The organism is Kribbella sp. NPDC048915 (genome assembly GCF_040649595.1).
In the GTDB taxonomy this organism is placed as follows: Bacteria; Actinomycetota; Actinomycetes; order Propionibacteriales; family Kribbellaceae; genus Kribbella.
This window is the reverse complement of record NZ_JBEZFT010000045.1, coordinates 41,523-54,226: the sequence shown is the minus strand read 5'-3', so window position 1 is coordinate 54,226 and position 12,704 is coordinate 41,523. Positions and strand designations below refer to the sequence as shown.

General features: G+C 66.7%; 12 protein-coding genes. 7 read left to right on the top strand and 5 right to left on the bottom strand.

The genetic code is table 11. The features are described 5' to 3' along the window. Positions 1 to 668: 668 nt before the first annotated feature. From AB0B82_RS22270 to AB0B82_RS22250, 5 genes are all read right to left on the bottom strand, one after another. Complete coding sequence (locus tag AB0B82_RS22270) at positions 669 to 1,421, bottom strand: succinate dehydrogenase/fumarate reductase iron-sulfur subunit (RefSeq protein ID WP_360171542.1); 753 nt, start codon at positions 1,419 to 1,421, stop codon at positions 669 to 671. Further along, positions 1,418 to 3,292, bottom strand: coding sequence for a fumarate reductase/succinate dehydrogenase flavoprotein subunit (locus tag AB0B82_RS22265; RefSeq protein ID WP_360171539.1), 1,875 nt, complete (start codon positions 3,290 to 3,292; stop codon positions 1,418 to 1,420). Before AB0B82_RS22265 ends, AB0B82_RS22270 begins: the two co-directional genes overlap by 4 nt. Positions 3,293 to 3,309: 17 nt before the next feature. Then, positions 3,310 to 4,110 carry a hypothetical protein gene (locus AB0B82_RS22260; protein ID WP_360171536.1) on the bottom strand — a complete coding sequence of 267 codons (801 nt, stop codon included), beginning with the start codon at positions 4,108 to 4,110 and terminating at the stop codon, positions 3,310 to 3,312. Positions 4,111 to 4,186: 76 nt separating this feature from the next. Beyond that, positions 4,187 to 4,480, bottom strand: a complete 294-nt coding sequence (locus AB0B82_RS22255) for a hypothetical protein (protein ID WP_360171533.1) — start codon at positions 4,478 to 4,480, stop codon at positions 4,187 to 4,189. Positions 4,481 to 4,576: 96 nt separating this feature from the next. Next, positions 4,577 to 5,209, bottom strand: coding sequence for a hypothetical protein (locus AB0B82_RS22250; protein ID WP_360171530.1), 633 nt, complete (start codon positions 5,207 to 5,209; stop codon positions 4,577 to 4,579). 96 nt (positions 5,210 to 5,305) lie between these two features. Here AB0B82_RS22250 and AB0B82_RS22245 point away from each other — a divergent pair, with 96 nt between their 5' ends. The 7 genes from AB0B82_RS22245 to AB0B82_RS22215 all read left to right on the top strand — a co-directional run bounded on the left by AB0B82_RS22245 (position 5,306) and on the right by AB0B82_RS22215 (position 12,425). Beyond that, entirely contained in the window at positions 5,306 to 5,674 is a 369-nt protein-coding gene (locus tag AB0B82_RS22245) for a (deoxy)nucleoside triphosphate pyrophosphohydrolase (protein ID WP_360171527.1), read from the top strand. 150 nt (positions 5,675 to 5,824) lie between these two features. After that, on the top strand, positions 5,825 to 6,871 hold the full coding sequence (locus AB0B82_RS22240; protein WP_360171524.1) for an ABC transporter permease: 1,047 nt from the start codon (positions 5,825 to 5,827) through the stop codon (positions 6,869 to 6,871). 3 nt (positions 6,872 to 6,874) lie between these two features. After that, on the top strand, positions 6,875 to 7,879 hold the full coding sequence (locus AB0B82_RS22235; RefSeq protein ID WP_360171521.1) for an ABC transporter permease: 1,005 nt from the start codon (positions 6,875 to 6,877) through the stop codon (positions 7,877 to 7,879). A 35-nt stretch (positions 7,880 to 7,914) separates the two neighbouring features. Then, complete coding sequence (locus AB0B82_RS22230; protein ID WP_360171545.1) at positions 7,915 to 8,988, top strand: ABC transporter ATP-binding protein; 1,074 nt, start codon at positions 7,915 to 7,917, stop codon at positions 8,986 to 8,988. Between the two features lie 16 nt (positions 8,989 to 9,004). Next, on the top strand, positions 9,005 to 10,048 hold the full coding sequence (locus AB0B82_RS22225; protein WP_360171518.1) for a dipeptide ABC transporter ATP-binding protein: 1,044 nt from the start codon (positions 9,005 to 9,007) through the stop codon (positions 10,046 to 10,048). A 186-nt stretch (positions 10,049 to 10,234) separates the two neighbouring features. Beyond that, positions 10,235 to 11,935, top strand: coding sequence for an ABC transporter substrate-binding protein (locus tag AB0B82_RS22220; RefSeq protein ID WP_360171515.1), 1,701 nt, complete (start codon positions 10,235 to 10,237; stop codon positions 11,933 to 11,935). Positions 11,936 to 12,113: 178 nt separating this feature from the next. Beyond that, a complete protein-coding gene (locus tag AB0B82_RS22215) occupies positions 12,114 to 12,425 on the top strand; it encodes a LuxR C-terminal-related transcriptional regulator (RefSeq protein WP_360171512.1) in 312 nt (103 codons plus the stop codon). The last annotated feature ends 279 nt before the right edge of the window (positions 12,426 to 12,704 follow it).

Sequence of the window (12,704 nt, the reverse complement as noted above, 5' to 3'; positions counted from 1 at the left end):
GATCCTGGGGTGAAATCCTCCCCGGATCGGGCCCGGATCGTGGCCTGACGCCGCCGCAGATCACGATCTCCGGCTGTAGTACTAGGAGAGTTTTCGCGAGTCGGCGTTGCGCGTATGTCAACGGCCGGAGGGGTCGGCACATTTCGGGGGTTTGGACAGGTTGTGGTGGGTGTGCACCTGGTATTTCCTGTTCAAGGTCCCCGTTGGTTGTATCCGGCCTCCATTTGTGGCGTGGGTGCTCGGGGGTGGCGCGCGAACCGCAGTACGACAGGCTCTCCTACGCGGCTGCGCCCTGCGCCCTGCGCACGGGAGCGGGTGGGTGGTGTCGGGAGTCGGCGTTGCGCGTATGTCAACGGCTGGAGGGCGGGCACATTTCGGGGGTTTGGGCAGGTTGTGGTGGGTGCGCACCTGGTATTTCCTGTTCAAGCCCTCCACCGCATGAGCCCAGCCCCCACTTGTGGCGCGGGGGACAGGCGAGCGTGCCAACCACAGTCACGGCAGCTCCTCGCCGGCGTCACGAGATGGCGTCGTACGGCGTCACCGGAGTCCAGCAATACTGCGCTATGCCGCGGGCTCGCGTCGTACGTCGAGCCGCCTCGGCGGTGGGGACGAGGGCAAGAGTGAGCCCCTGGTTCGGGGGGAACCAGGGGCTCACGGGGTCCGGCGGGTCAGTTGGGGCGGCGGCGGATCTTGTTGCCCAGCCAGACCAGGGGGTCGTACTTGCGGTCGACGACGCGTTCCTTCATCGGGATCAAGGCGTTGTCGGTGATCTTGATGTGTTCGGGGCAGACCTCGGTGCAGCACTTGGTGATGTTGCAGAAGCCGAGGCCATGTTCTTCCTGGGCGGCTTTCTGCCGGTCGGCGGCGTCGAGCGGGTGCATGTCCAGCTCGGCGATCCGCATCAGGAACCGCGGGCCGGAGAAGCTCTCCTTGTTCTCCTCGTGGTCCCGGATCACGTGGCAGGTGTTCTGGCACAGGAAGCATTCGATGCACTTGCGGAACTCCTGCGAGCGCTCGACGTCCTGCTGCTGCATCCGGTAGTCGCCCGGTTTGAGGTCCGCGGGCGGCTTGAAGGCCGGGACCTCGCGGGCCTTGGTGTAGTTGTACGACACGTCGGTGACCAGGTCCCGGATCACCGGGAACGTGCGCATCGGCGTGACCGTGACGACCTCGTCCTCGGCGAATGTGTTCATCCGGCACATGCACATCAGCTTCGGCATGCCGTTGATCTCGGCGCTGCAGGAGCCGCACTTGCCGGCCTTGCAGTTCCAGCGGACCGCCATGTCCGGCGCCTGGGTGGCCTGCAGGCGGTGGATGACGTCGAGAACGACCTCGCCCTCGTTGACCTCGACCTCGTAGTCCTTGAGCTCCCCGCCCTCGGCGTCGCCCCGCCAGACGCGGAATTTGCCTGTGTACGTCACGCGGGCAGCTCCTGTTCAGTCAGGTACTTCTTCAGCTCGTCGACCTCGAACAGCTCCAGCAGGTCCCCGCGCATCGGGATCTGGTCCTCCTCGGTCACGTTCACCGCACCGTCGGAGTCGAGCGCGCAGACCAGCAGCTTCTTGCGCCACTCGGCGGACATCTCCGGGTAGTCGTCGCGGGTGTGACCGCCGCGCGACTCCTGCCGCCGCAGCGCCGCCTTCGCCACGCACTCGGACACCGTGAGCATGTTCCGCAGATCGAGCGCCAGGTGCCAGCCGGGGTTGAACTGCCGGTGCCCCTCGACCGTCATCTTCGCGATCCGGCCGCGGAACTCGGCGAGCCGGCCGAGCGCCTGCTCCATCTCCTCTTCCTTGCGGATGATGCCCACCAGGTCGTTCATCGACTGCTGGAGTTCCTGGTGGATCGAGTACGGGTTCTCGCCACCCTCGAGCTCGAACGGCGCCACCGCGTCCGCGGCCGCCGCGTCGACGTCGGCCTCGGCGATCTTCGGCCGCTCCTTCAGCGAGTCGACGTACGTCGCCGCGCCCAGGCCGGCGCGGCGCCCGAAGACGAGCAGGTCGGACAGCGAGTTGCCGCCGAGCCGGTTCGACCCGTGCATACCGCCGGCGACCTCACCGGCCGCGAACAGACCGGGGACCCGCGACTGCGCGGTGTCCGGGTCGACCTCGACGCCGCCCATCACGTAGTGACAGGTCGGGCCGACCTCCATCGGCTCGGCGGTGATGTCGACGTCGGCCAGTTCCTTGAACTGGTGGTACATCGACGGCAGCCGCCGGGTGATCTCCTCGGCCGGGAGCCGCGACGACACGTCCAGGAACACCCCGCCGTGCGGGGTACCGCGGCCGGCCTTCACCTCGGAGTTGATCGCGCGGGCGACCTCGTCGCGGGGCAGCAGCTCCGGTGGACGCCGGTTGTTGTCCGGGTCCTTGTACCAGCGGTCCGCCTCTTCCTCGGTCTCGGCATACTGCGCGCGGAACACGTCCGGCACGTAGGAGAACATGAACCGCTTACCTTCGGAGTTCTTCAGGACGCCGCCGTCACCGCGGACCGACTCGGTGACCAGGATGCCCTTCACCGACGGCGGCCAGACCATGCCGGTCGGGTGGAACTGGATGAACTCCATGTTGATCAGGGTCGCGCCGGCCCGCATCGCCAGCGCGTGCCCGTCACCGGTGTACTCCCAGGAGTTCGAAGTGACCTTGAAGGACTTGCCGACACCACCGGTCGCCAGCACGACGGCGGGCGCGTCGAAGAGGATGAACCGGCCGGACTCGCGCCAGTACCCGAAGGCGCCGGAGATCGCGTCGCCGTCCTTCAGCAGCTCGGTGATCGTGCACTCGGCGAACACCTTGAGGTTCGCCTCGTAGTCGCCGGTGGCCTCGAAGTCCTCCTGCTGCAGCGAGACGATCTTCTGCTGCAGCGTGCGGATCAGCTCGAGACCGGTGCGGTCGCCGACGTGCGCGAGCCGCGGGTAGGTGTGGCCGCCGAAGTTGCGCTGGCTGATCCGGCCGTCAGGCGTCCGGTCGAACAATGCGCCGTACGTCTCCAGCTCCCAGACCCGGTCGGGGGCTTCCTGCGCGTGCAGTTCGGCCATCCGCCAGTTGTTCAGAAACTTGCCGCCGCGCATCGTGTCGCGGAAGTGCACCTGCCAGTTGTCGTTGGAGTTCGCGTTGCCCATCGCGGCGGCGCAGCCGCCCTCGGCCATCACGGTGTGGGCCTTGCCGAACAGCGACTTGCAGATGATCGCGGTCCGCTTGCCCTGCTCGCGCGCCTCGATCGCCGCGCGCAGACCGGCGCCGCCGGCCCCGATGACGACGACGTCGTAGGAGTGTCGTTCCAGCTCAGTCATGGAAAGTCTTCAGATCCTCAGTTGATGATGCGCAGGTCGGAGAACCAGCCGGCCGAGAGCGCCATGATGTAGAAGTCGGTCAGGATCACGGTGAACAGCGACGTCATCGCGAAGGTGCCGTGCTTCGGATTCAGCTTGGACACGAAGGTCCAGTAGCGGTAGCGCAGCGGGTGCTTGGAGAAGTTCTTCAGCCGGCCGCCGACGATGTGCCGGCACGCGTGGCAGGACAGCGTGTACAGCCACAGGAACACCAGGTTGATCCAGATGATCACGGTGCCCAGACCGATCCCGAAGCCGCCGTCCTTGCCGTGGAAGGCCAGGATGCCGTCGTAGATGTTCAGCAGACCGAACAGCAGCGCGCCGTAGAAGAAGTAGCGGTGCAGGTTCAGCGCGATCAGCGGGAACTTCCGCTCACCGGTGTAGTTCTTGTGCGGCTCCGGCACCGCGCAGGCCGCCGGTGCGAAGAACAGCGACCGGTACCCGGCCTTGCGGTAGTAGTAGCAGGTGCCGCGGAAGCCGGCCAGGACCACGAACGTGATGATGCCGAACGGCAGGAACCGCGGGAAGTTGCCGAACCAGGTACCCAGATGGCTGGAGCCCTCGACACAGCTGTTCGTGACACAGGGCGAGTACAGCGGGGTGAGGTAGTGGTACGCGTCGACCCAGTACCACTTGTTCATGAAGATCCGCACCGTCGCGTAGACGATGAAGAAGACCAGGATCACGCCGATGCGCAACGGCGCGAGCCACCAGCGATCGGTCCGTGCGGTCTTGAGGCCTACTTGCGCGCGTCCTGGCGCGCTGACTCCGGTAGCCATCAGAACCTTCCTCGCTTCGCTGCGGGCGGTTCAGCTGGCACGACGTCGCTGTGTCGAATTATCTCGCTGCGCTCGATCATGGCGCGTGCCTGTCAGGTGCGCCGAAACCTTCGTGCTCCGCGTCTGTCCACATGGACGCGTCGTATTCCACGTCGGGAATCTCCTCGAGTTCCTCCGGAACGGGTCCGGGCCTGTGCCTGGGGTCGGGCGGGCCCAGCTCTGCGAGATCGTCGCTCAGCCGGGCCACGTCGGACACCAGGCGGCGGATGCCGAGGGTGTCACCGTACTCCTGGCTGAGTTTTCCGACGGCCGCATGCAGGTTCTCGAGCGCGCGAACGACAGAAGCAACGCCGCTGTTGCTTTCACCCATACCGACTCCAGTGATGGTCAGGTTGCTGTCAGTATGGGCACACTTTGCCGCTGTGGGGCGCGCAACGGAAGACCCCTCGGTACGGCGTGTTTCCAGTTAGGGTGCCCTCAGTTGCGCGCGTGCCGACGGGTGGAGTAATGGGGTGTATCCGCCCTGTAGTACCGCCAGGTTCGCCGGTGGTGTGAGCGTCTCGATCTCGTGCAGGCCGCGCGGTGTCGCGGGCGCGGCGTACCCGTCCCAGGACCACGGCAGGATCCGGCCGTCGAGCACCAGCGCCGGCGCTCCGTCGAACCGCACCATCGCTCCGTCCGGCAGTTCGGACAGCGGCTGGATCGTTGTGCGCTGCCGCCGGGTCCGTACGTCGACGCGCTGGCTGTGCAGCACCGCGTCCATCTCCGCCGCCAGCGGTCGTGGTACGTCGGCAGGCGCCCACGCACCGGCGTACAGCAGGAAATCCCTGCGTCGGCAGTAATGACACGGCCGATGGCCGGCGGCCAGCGCGACCGCTTCGTCCAGGAAGAACAAGGCAGTCCAGCGGCCGGGCGGCATCGGGTCGCGGCGGCGGCCGCGGAAATCGAGGACGCAGCTGATCCACGCCTTCGAGCGCCAGCGGGTGGTGCCGAGCCGCCGGTCCGGGCCGTGCAGGCAGCCGCGATTGCCCATCAGCAGGCCGCGTCCGGGGTCGGCGACGATCTCCTGGGTGGGGAGAACCCTGTTCTGCAACGGCATCGCAGCATCATGACGGCCGGCACCGACAGTTCTGAAGCACCCGAAGAACTGGTGCGTCTGGCAGAGTCCTGCCGGACCGAGGAGAGGATCGAAGTGGTGCAGAGCGTGGTGGGCGTCGCCCTGATCCGGGACGGCCTCGTGCTGGCCGCCTACCGACCGGGACCGGACGGTGGCTGGGAGTTCCCGGGCGGCAAGGTCGAGGCCGGGGAAACCGACGAGCAGGCCGCGGTTCGGGAGCTCCGCGAGGAGCTCGCTGTGGAGATCACAGTCGGTCCGTCGCTCGGCCCCGGCGTGGACATCTCACCGGAGTACCGACTCCACGTCTATTCGGCGACGATCGTCGCCGGAGACCCGATTCTGCGGGAGCATTCGGACCTGCGGTGGTTCGCGCCGGGGGATCTCGACGACAACGACTGGCTGGTCCCGGACCGGCCGTTCGTGCGGGCGCTTCGTCAGACGATGTGAGTGGTTTACGTCACACCGATCACGATTCGGTGACTAGCGGCGGCTTCCCATGGCGTCCACACTGCGAGATACGTAGGGTTCCCGGGAGCCCGGCCAGCCGGGCGGGAGGGTCCGGGTGCGCACCACCACGAAGGAACAGGTGAACGGGCGATGACGCTGGGGGTAACCGAGGCACAGTCCCCCGATGAGGGGCTGCCGGCAGACGGTCTTGCCGACACGAGCGAGGCGAAGGAGATCGAAGGCCGGTCACTCGGCCAGATCGCCTGGACGCGACTGCGCCGGGACAAGGTGGCGGTCATCAGCGCCGTGGTGATCTTGCTGATCATCGCGGTCGCGCTCTTCGCGCCGCTGATCGTGAAACTGAACGGCTTCCCGCCGGACCAGTTCAACAAGACCGATGCGAGCGGCAATCCGCTGCTGAACACTCGCGACGGCGGTATCCCGATCGGCGGCCTGTGGGGCAGCGGCACGAGTTCGGAGCACTGGCTCGGTGTCGAGCCGCAGAACGGCCGCGACGTGTACTCCCGGCTGGTCTACGGCACCCGGGTCTCGCTGCTCGTCGCGCTCGGCGGCACGATCCTCGCGGTCATCATCGGCACCGTCATCGGCATGGTGTCCGGCTACTTCGGCGGCTGGGTCGACACGCTGCTGAGCCGGCTGATGGACATCATGCTGAGCTTCCCGTCGCTGCTGTTCGTGATGGCGCTGACGCCGGTGATCGCCTCCCGGGGCCAGGACCTGTTCGGGATCCCCGACGACAACAAACTCAGGATGGGCGTACTGATGTTCGTCCTCGGGTTCTTCGGCTGGGCCTATCTGGCCCGAATAGTCCGCGGTCAGACGTTGTCGCTGCGTGAACGCGAGTTCGTCGAGGCGGCCCGGTCGCTCGGCGCCGGTCCGGGGTACGTGATCTTTCGGCAGATCCTGCCGAACCTGCTGCCGACGCTGCTGGTCTACACGACCCTGCTGATCCCGAGCTACATCACCGCGGAGGCCTCGCTGTCGTTCCTCGGTGTCGGTATCAAGGAGCCCACCTCGTCGTGGGGCCGGATGATCGCCGACGCGTCGAACTGGATCGAGAGCAACCCGCTGTACCTGTTCTTCCCGGGGATGGCGCTGTTCATCACCGTGCTGGCGTTCAACCTGCTCGGCGACTCCGTTCGGGACGCCCTCGACCCGCGTGCCGGAAGGAGCTGACCCGTGGGCCGTTACCTGATCCGCCGGGTGATCCAGGCGGTGTTCGTGCTGTTCGTGATCAGCGCGATCACGTTCTTCCTCTTCTGGGCCACGCCGGCCAACCCGGCGCTGCTGATCTGCGGCAAGAACTGCAACGCCGAGACGGTCGCCCAGGTGAATGCGACGTACGGCTTCGACAAGCCGCTGATCCAGCAGTACGGCCAGTACATGCAGGGGCTGGTGAGCCCGGGCGGCCGGACGATCGGTTCCGAGGGCAACGAGCGCAACTGCGACTGGCCGTGCTTCGGTGAGTCGTACCAGAACGGCATCCCGGTCTGGGACTCGATCAAGGACGCGTTCCCGGCGACCCTCTGGCTCACCGTCGGGGCCGCCGTCCTCTGGCTGGTGTCCGGCGTCATGCTCGGCCTGATCGCCGCACTGCGTCGCGGCAAGTTCGTCGACAAACTGAGCGTTGGGCTCGCGCTGTTCGGCGTGTCCTTCCCGACGATCGTGTTCGGCTACCTGCTGCTGTTCCTGTTCATCGTCAAGCTGAACTGGATCCCGTTCCCGGACACGGCGAACGCGGCACTGTTCACGGTCGGGCCGGTGAAGTGGGCGCAGTTCTACATCCTGCCCTGGCTCACGCTGGCGCTGGTGTTCGCGGCGCTGTACACCCGGCTGACCCGGGCGAACATGATCGACACCATGAACGAGGACTACATCCGGACCGCCAGGGCGAAGGGCCTGGACGAGAAGACCGTGGTCTTCAAGCACGGGCTGCGCTCCGCGCTGACCCCGATCGTGACCATCTTCGGCCTGGACGTCGGCGGCCTGCTCGGCGGTGCGGTGATCACCGAACAGATCTTCAGCATCACCGGACTCGGCAAGTTCTCCATCGACTCGGTGCTCAGCAACGACCTGCCCGCGATCATGGGCGTCGTACTGTTCGCCGCGATCTTCGTGGTCTTCGCGAACATCATCGTCGACGTCCTGTACGCCGTCATCGACCCGCGCGTGCGGCTGTCCTGATCAGGTCGAGGAGACACGAGGTGACGCGAGGTGACATGGTGACCGAATCCGCGACCGGTACGACACCGGCGGAATCCCGCGCTGGGCGGCCGTTCCTGGAGGTCAAAGACCTGCAGGTGCACTTCCCGACCGACGACGGTCTGGTGAAGGCCGTGAACGGGCTGAACTTCACCCTCGAGCGCGGCAAGACGCTCGGTATCGTCGGCGAGTCCGGCTCCGGCAAGAGTGTGTCCAGCCTGGCGATCATGGGGCTGCACAAGGGCAGCCGGGCCCAGGTGAGCGGCGAGATCTGGCTGGACGGCGCCGAGCTGGTGAGCATGACGGTGCCCGAGATCCGTACGCTGCGCGGCCGGCAGGTCGCAATGATCTTCCAGGACCCGCTGTCGGCGATGCACCCGTTCTACCGGGTCGGCGACCAGCTGGTCGAGGCGTACCGGGTGCACAACGACGCACCCAAGGAAGTGGCGAAGAAGCGCGCGATCGAAATGCTCGACCGGGTCGGCATCCCGTCGCCGGACAAGCGCTTCTACGACTACCCGCACCAGTTCTCCGGCGGTATGCGGCAGCGCGCGATGATCGCGATGGCGCTGATGTGCGACCCCGCGTTGCTGATCGCGGACGAGCCGACCACCGCGCTCGACGTGACCGTGCAGGCGCAGATCCTGGACCTGATGCAGGATCTGCAGAAGGAGTTCAACTCCGCGATCATCCTGATCACCCACGACCTCGGCGTGGTGGCGAAGATGACCGAGAACGTGGTCGTGATGTACGGCGGCCGCGTGGTCGAGTCCGGCCCGGTCCGGGACATCTTCTACCGGCCCGAGATGCCCTACACCTGGGGTCTGCTGGGGTCGGTGCCGCGGGTGAACCGCGCCGGCGGCGGGCGGTTGCAGTCGATCCGGGGTACGCCGCCCTCCCTGATCAACCTGCCCAAGGGGTGCCCGTTCCAGCAGCGCTGCGACTACCAGAGCTATGTCGACGGCGCGAGCTGCGCCACCGAGTTGCCGGAGCTGCTGCAGGTCGGTCAGGAGCCGCACATGGTGCGCTGCCACATCAAGCCCGAACAGCGCCGGCAGCTGTTCACAGAGCAGATCAAGCCGAAGCTCTGATGCCCGAGGAGTGCTGGTGAGTACGACGACAGCTGCCGAGCAGACGAGCGGCAAGGAAGCCAAGCGCGGCGAGGTGCTACTGGAGACCCGCGGCCTGCAACGCCATTTCCCGGTGACGCAGGGCATCCTCTTCCAGAAGCAGACCGGCGCGGTGAAGGCGGTCGACGGTGTCGACCTGACCATCCGGGCGGGTGAGACGCTCGGCGTGGTGGGGGAGTCCGGCTGCGGGAAGACGACCACGGGCCGGCTGGTCACCCGGCTGGACGAGCCGACCGGCGGCACGATCGAGTTCCTGGGTTCGGACATCACGCACCTGAACCGGATGAAGATGCGGCCGTTCCGGCGCGACATCCAGATGATCTTCCAGGACCCGTTCTCGTCGCTGAACCCGCGCCAGACGGTCGGCACGATCATCTCGGCGCCGTTCGACATCCAGGGCGCCAAGCCCGAGGGCGGCACCAAGAAGGCCGTCCAGGACCTGATGGAGACGGTCGGGCTGAACCCCGAGCACTACAACCGTTATCCGCACGAGTTCTCCGGCGGTCAGCGCCAGCGCATCGGGGTCGCCCGGGCACTTGCGCTCCGCCCGAAGCTGATCGTCTGCGACGAGCCGGTGTCGGCGCTCGACGTGTCGATCCAGGCCCAGATCGTCAACCTGCTGGAGGATCTGCAGGACGAGTTCGGTCTGGCCTACATGTTCATCGCGCACGATCTGTCGGTGATCCGGCACATCTCCGACCGTGTCGCGGTGATGTACCTGGGCAAGGTGGTGGAGACCGCCGACCGGGACGAGTTGTACAACCATGCCCGGCACCCGTACACGCACGCGTTGCTGTCCGCGGTGCCGGAGGCCGATCCGGACGCCGAAGAGGCACGCGAACGGATCCGGCTGACCGGGGACGTACCGAGCCCACTCAACCCGCCCTCGGGGTGCCGCTTCCGGACCAGATGCTGGAAGGCACAGGAGATCTGCGCCACGGAAGAGCCGCCGCTGATGCAGATCGGCGCCCCGGGCCACCAAGCGGCCTGCCACTTCCCGGAGGAACGGGACGTGGTCTGACGACTACCCAGAGCGTTTGTTCGGTGTACCGACGGCATGGAAGGGATCACGATCCGGTCAAGCAACCCAAACTGCATTGCGCAGTTTGTGAACTCGTGAGTTGATGACCGCCACACGACGTGGATCGTTTTCTGCGTGCCGCCGCGACCCGGCGACAAGTGTCAACACAAGGAAGGAACACTGGCCATGGATCACCTCAAACGAACCGGAGTGGCGATCGCCGTGGGGTTCGGTCTGAGCCTGACCGCGGTTGCCTGCGGCGGGGGAGAAAGTGAGTCGCCAAGTGGTGGGCAGGCCTCGGCCGGTGCCAAGGGGGGTACCGTCACCGTCTACCACGTCAGCGACGTCGAGCACCTCGACCCGGCGCGGAACTTCGTCACCGACTCGAACATGATCGGTAAGTTGTTCACCCGGACGCTGACCGATTACCGCTACGACGCCAAGGACAAGAAGATCGTCCTGGAGAAGGACCTGGCGGAGAGCTACGAGTCGAGCCCGGACTTCAAGACCTGGACCTTCAAGCTGAAGGACGGGCTGAAGTACGAGGACGGTTCGCCGATCGTGGCGGCCGACATCAAGTACAACGCCGAGCGCTCGTTCGCCGCGGACATGGCCGAGGGTGCGCCGTACGCGCACGAGTACCTCGACTGCCCGGGCTTCAAGGGCCCGTACGTGAACAACAACAACGGCGGCAAGGGCTGCACCGCGATCGAGGTCCCGGACGAGAAGACCATCATCTTCAAGCTCAACCGGCCGGTCGCCTCCTTCGACGGCACCACCAGCATGAAGGTCTTCGCGCCGGTGCCGAAGGCGAAGGACACCCGGACGCAGTACGACAACCGTCCGTTCTCCTCGGGCCCGTACAAGATCGAGTCCTACACCCGCAAGAAGCAGCTGACGCTGGTCCGCAACGAGCACTGGGACCCGAAGACCGACCCGCTGCGCGACGCGCGTCCGGACAAGTTCGTCTTCAAGTTCGGTGACGCCGAGGCCACCGTCGACCAGCGGCTGATCGCCAACGGTGCGGCCGACCAGAGCTCGCTGAGCTTCGCCGGTGTGCAGCCGGAGAACATCGCCAAGACGAACCAGGCGAACGTGAAGGACCGGGTTGTCGAGGGCACCGACATCTGCCGTCGCTACATCGCGTTCAACCAGCAGAAGCCGCTGCTGAAGAACCAGAAGCTGCGGGAGGCCTTGTACTACGGCCTCGACCGGACCAGCTACCGCGACGGTCGCGGTGGTGAGCGTCTGGCCAAGGTGGTCGACTCGATCATTCCGCAGGACATGGAGGGCTACAAGCCGGAGGAGCACTTCAAGGCTCCGGAGCAGGGCGACCCGGAGAAGGCCAAGCAGCTGCTGGCCGAGGCCGGTTACAAGGGCGAGAAGCTCGTCCTGGCGACGGCCGACTCCGGTCTGGCCGTGAAGGCCGCCGAGGCGGCGCAGGCGTCCTGGAAGGCCGCCGGCATCAACGTGGAGATCCAGAAGATCCCGGGTGACAACTACTACTCCACCCAGCAGCAGGACTCCTCGGCCGCCGACCTGATCACCGCCGGCTGGTGCTACGACTGGGCGAGCCTGACGACGATCGTGCCGTCGGTCTTCGGTCCGGACTCCACCTCGCCGGGCAAGGCCGCGCAGAACAACTACGGTCGCAGCCAGGCCGGTTGGGACAAGATGGCCGAGCTGTCCAAGGAGACCGACAAGCAGAAGATCGAGACCGGTCTGTCCGACCTGTACGTCGAGATCATGAAGACGGCGCCGCTGGTGCCGACCGTTCAGGACCTCAACGTGTACGTCGTGGGCTCGAACCTCGACAACGTCGTGGCCGACCCGAACACCGGTGGTCTGCCTGACCTGACCCAGATCGGGGTCAAGAAAGTGAGCTGATCCCAGCACACTTCGGGAAGGGCGGTGCCGTTCGGCACCGCCCTTCCTGCATGTCCGGGCAGGTCCCCGCACTGTGCGGGGGCCTGTATGTATGGGCGGTTTGTATGGGTTGTACCTGGCAACGTCTCGTCAGCGGCGACGAGAATCCTGTCCGGAAACTCTTGGGGAGGAGTGAGGTATGTCGGTGTACCCGGCGGTTCCGGCGGCGCCCGCGGACGGCGTCGAGGAACGCGACGGCGGGCCGGACGTCGTCTGCGAGGTCTACGAGCTGGGATCGCACCGGCGGTCGCCGGTCGCGGTGCGCGAGCTGACCAGCCGGCAGCTGACGATCGGCCGGCTGATGGCGACCGGGGCGAAGGACGCCGCGATCGCGCACGAGCTCGGACTGTCGCTGCGCACGATCCGGTCCGAGATCAAGGCACTGATCGCCGGCCTCGGCGCGCAGTCCCGGTTCCAGGCCGGCTGCCTGCTGGTCCGCCGCTTCGGCTGACCGCACCACATCCACGCACCGCGTCCACGCAGCGCCGTCCACGCACCGCATCCACGCAGCGCCGTCCACGTACCGCATCCAGGCAGCGCCGTCCACGCGCCGCATCCACGCACCGCATCCACGCAGCGCCGTCCACGCACCGCATCCACGCACCGCATCGACGCGCCGCATCCACGCAGCGCCGTCCACGCACCGCGTCGACGCGCCGCATCCACGCACCGCGTCCACGCAGCGCCGTCCACGCACCGCCGTCCGAGCGCCGCCGTGCGCGCGCCGCGG

Excerpts from the sequence above, each read along its gene's own strand:
- AB0B82_RS22255 (WP_360171533.1), bottom strand. The coding sequence starts at position 4,480 with ATGGGTGAAAGCAACAGCGGCGTTGCTTCTGTCGTTCGCGCGCTCGAG.
- AB0B82_RS22230 (WP_360171545.1), top strand. The coding sequence starts at position 7,915 with ATGGTGACCGAATCCGCGACCGGTACGACACCGGCGGAATCCCGCGCT.
- AB0B82_RS22215 (WP_360171512.1), top strand. The coding sequence starts at position 12,114 with ATGTCGGTGTACCCGGCGGTTCCGGCGGCGCCCGCGGACGGCGTCGAG.
- AB0B82_RS22260 (WP_360171536.1), bottom strand. The coding sequence starts at position 4,110 with ATGGCTACCGGAGTCAGCGCGCCAGGACGCGCGCAAGTAGGCCTCAAG.
- AB0B82_RS22265 (WP_360171539.1), bottom strand. The coding sequence starts at position 3,292 with ATGACTGAGCTGGAACGACACTCCTACGACGTCGTCGTCATCGGGGCC.
- AB0B82_RS22220 (WP_360171515.1), top strand. The coding sequence starts at position 10,235 with ATGGATCACCTCAAACGAACCGGAGTGGCGATCGCCGTGGGGTTCGGT.
- AB0B82_RS22240 (WP_360171524.1), top strand. The coding sequence starts at position 5,825 with ATGACGCTGGGGGTAACCGAGGCACAGTCCCCCGATGAGGGGCTGCCG.
- AB0B82_RS22250 (WP_360171530.1), bottom strand. The coding sequence starts at position 5,209 with ATGCCGTTGCAGAACAGGGTTCTCCCCACCCAGGAGATCGTCGCCGAC.